This is a genomic window from Pedobacter agri PB92 (genome assembly GCF_000258495.1).
Taxonomy (GTDB): Bacteria; Bacteroidota; Bacteroidia; order Sphingobacteriales; family Sphingobacteriaceae; genus Pedobacter; species Pedobacter agri.
Genome location: NZ_AJLG01000303.1, coordinates 1 through 2,453 on the forward strand (window position 1 = coordinate 1; position 2,453 = coordinate 2,453).

The window sequence follows — 2,453 nt, forward strand, 5'->3', positions numbered from 1 at the left end:
CGCTAAGAATATCTGTGAATTAAAATCTATTTCAATTCCGTGATGGCACAGTGATCCATATCGCCATAATCCAGGTTTTCGCCTGCCATACCCCAAATAAAAGTATAGTTGCTTGTTCCCGCTCCGGAATGGATAGACCAGTTTGGTGAAATTACCGCCTGATCATTTTGCATCCAAATGTGGCGGGTTTCTTGCGGCTGCCCCATAAAATGACAAACACTTTGACCCTGCGGAACTTCAAAATAGAAATAAGCTTCCATTCGTCTATCATGAGTGTGTGCCGGCATGGTATTCCAAACACTTCCAGATTTCAGCTCGGTCATTCCCATTTGCAACTGGCAGGTTGGCAATACACTATTTACTAAAAGTTTGTTAATAACCCTATGATTAGCCGTCTCAGGTGTACCCAATTCTACAATTTCAGCATCAGCTTTGCTCACCTTTTTTGTTGGATAGGTATGGTGTGCAGGTGCCGAATTTAAATATAGTTTTGTTGGCTGAGCGGCATCAGCCGATTCGAAAGTAACTTCTTTTGTACCTTTGCCAATATATAAAGCTTCCTTATATTCCAGTTCAAAAATATCGCCATCAGCAGTTACAATAGCCTTTCCACCTACATTGATCATCCCCAATTCCCTTCTTTCTAAAAAATAAGTGGCTTTAAGGTCATCAGGATTAGGCAAAACCAACTTTCCGTTTACTGGCATTGCGCCACCAACAATGTACCGATCAAAATGAGACAAGGTTAAGTTTACCTGGTTCGCCTCAAAAACGTTTTCGATTAAAAAATTTTCCCGCAGTGAGGCGGTATCCATTTGTTTAACTTCTTTTGGGCTTTGAGCGTAACGACTTTCGAATTTATTCATTGGTTAAAGTTTGAGATAAGATTTAGAATCGAAATCAATTCTTGTTCGCAAATATATTTATACGATACTTATTATTGGAATTAATACTCAACTTTATAATCTTTTTTTACCGCTTTACCTAATTGCAAAAATTATCTTCCGCCAAAAAGCATAAGTAATACCAGTAACAAAACCGAAAGTATGCCAATATTAGCTAAAAACTTGTTTAACAACTTTTTCCGGTAAAGCCAAATTGCTTCGATAGATAAAAATAAAACGCCGATAATCGCCAGGGCTAAAAAAGCGTAAACTAATCCCAAACCCATTGAGTCTGATCTCCCACCCAAAATAATCATATATAGCATTATAAAGGCAATGGGCAGTGCAAATATCCTGATGAGTAAATGGCTAATCCAATTCTTATCACTCATATAGCTGTTTTAATTTTATGCTATATTTTCCAGGTATCTTAAAACCTCTTCCTTCTTCCTGCTCGAAACCAAAATATTCTCCTTGTTTTCCATCTGCAGATAACCCTCTCTGTAGTACTTTTTTACATATTTAAAATTTACTAAATAAGATTGATGACATCTTAAAAAGCCAAAAGGTGTAAGCAAACTTTCATATTCTTTTAGACCTTTGGATACCACAATTTCTCGCCCGTCATTGAGATAAAAACTAGTGTAGCCTTTATCGCTTTTACAAAACATGATATCCTCAATCGCAACCACTTCTATATATTCTACACTTTTTAGAGCGATGCGCTTGCTTGCACTAACCCCTTGCGCTAAATAATGTTCTTTTGCAATTGCTAGTTGTTGCTGCCCGAAGCTTTCATGTTCCCGGTGATGATAACACTTATTTAGTGTTGTGGTTAGCGAAACATCATCAATAGGTTTCAATAAATAGCCAAAAGCGCCTAAATTTAGCGCCTGAATGGCATACTGATCATAGGCAGTGAGAAAGATGACCTGAAAATCCAACGTCCCTATCTCATCAAACAAATGAAAACTGTCGCCATCTTTTAATCTGATATCAGCAAGGATAATGTCGGGTTTTAATGCAGGTATCTCCTTTGCTGCAACAGAAATTTCTCCGGCAAAGCCGACAACTTCCAGGTAATCAATTTTTTTTACGATTTGCAGGATATGCTGCAAAATGCGGATTTCATCCTCCAGTATATAAAGTTTCATAACATTTTATTTAGTCATTAATGATTGGGATCAGGATTTTTACCAAAACACCCTTTTCTGCTAACTCTTTTTTATCTTCTACCTTAAAGTGTGCAAGCTGTCCTTTAGAAGTAAAAAGCAAATCGAATCTTTCCTTTATAATAATTTGTGCAAGTGATTTCTTTTTTTGTTTATCGGCAACTTTCGCAGTGAGGCCACTACCGTTATCATCTACCTCAATTAACAAACAATTATCTTTTGTTTTAAAAGCGATGTTCAAAAAACCTTTGTGTGAAATGTTTCTGAAACCATGTTCTATTGCATTTTCTACAAAAGGCTGTATTAGCATCGGCGGAATCAAGGTTTCGTTTAAATCCAGGTCATTATCAACAGTTATTTTATAATCGAATGCACCAGCATAGCGCAGTGTGTACGT

General features: G+C 36.9%; 3 protein-coding genes and 1 pseudogene. All 4 read right to left on the reverse strand.

Translation table 11 applies throughout. The features are described from left to right. Positions 1–26 precede the first annotated feature (26 nt). Complete coding sequence (gene kduI, locus ON09_RS23385) at positions 27–866, reverse strand: 5-dehydro-4-deoxy-D-glucuronate isomerase (RefSeq protein WP_010603493.1); 840 nt, start codon at positions 864–866, stop codon at positions 27–29. 131 nt (positions 867–997) lie between these two features. After that, positions 998–1,276 carry a hypothetical protein gene (locus tag ON09_RS23390; RefSeq protein WP_010603494.1) on the reverse strand — a complete coding sequence of 93 codons (279 nt, stop codon included), beginning with the start codon at positions 1,274–1,276 and terminating at the stop codon, positions 998–1,000. Positions 1,277–1,291: 15 nt separating this feature from the next. Further along, positions 1,292–2,038 carry a LytR/AlgR family response regulator transcription factor gene (locus ON09_RS23395; RefSeq protein ID WP_010603495.1) on the reverse strand — a complete coding sequence of 249 codons (747 nt, stop codon included), beginning with the start codon at positions 2,036–2,038 and terminating at the stop codon, positions 1,292–1,294. A 10-nt stretch (positions 2,039–2,048) separates the two neighbouring features. After that, positions 2,049–2,453, reverse strand: a pseudogene (locus ON09_RS23400) (tetratricopeptide repeat-containing sensor histidine kinase); the annotation flags it as partial.

What these genes read in the sequence shown, in the direction of transcription:
- kduI (WP_010603493.1), bottom strand. Translation starts at nt 866, where the DNA reads ATGAATAAATTCGAAAGTCGTTACGCTCAAAGCCCAAAAGAAGTTAAA.
- ON09_RS23390 (WP_010603494.1), bottom strand. Translation starts at nt 1,276, where the DNA reads ATGAGTGATAAGAATTGGATTAGCCATTTACTCATCAGGATATTTGCA.
- ON09_RS23395 (WP_010603495.1), bottom strand. Translation starts at nt 2,038, where the DNA reads ATGAAACTTTATATACTGGAGGATGAAATCCGCATTTTGCAGCATATC.